Here is a 304-nt window from a genome sequence, read left to right on the forward strand (position 1 = left end):
ACCGAAGCTGCGGCAGCGACACTATGTGTTGTTGGGTAGGGGAGCGTTCTGTAAGCCTGTGAAGGTGGCCTGTGAGGGTTGCTGGAGGTATCAGAAGTGCGAATGCTGACATAAGTAACGATAAAGCGGGTGAAAAGCCCGCTCGCCGGAAGACCAAGGGTTCCTGTCCAACGTTAATCGGGGCAGGGTGAGTCGACCCCTAAGGCGAGGCCGAAAGGCGTAGTCGATGGGAAACAGGTTAATATTCCTGTACTTGGTGTTACTGCGAAGGGGGGACGGAGAAGGCTATGTTGGCCGGGCGACG

The 304-nt window shown here is 56.2% G+C and carries 1 rRNA gene; it reads left to right on the forward strand.

From position 1 onward, the window contains the following. A 23S ribosomal RNA gene (locus tag HL666_RS33940) occupies positions 1-304 on the forward strand; the annotation flags it as partial.

It is taken from the genome of Bradyrhizobium aeschynomenes (assembly GCF_013178945.1).
Classification (GTDB): domain Bacteria; phylum Pseudomonadota; class Alphaproteobacteria; order Rhizobiales; family Xanthobacteraceae; genus Bradyrhizobium; species Bradyrhizobium aeschynomenes.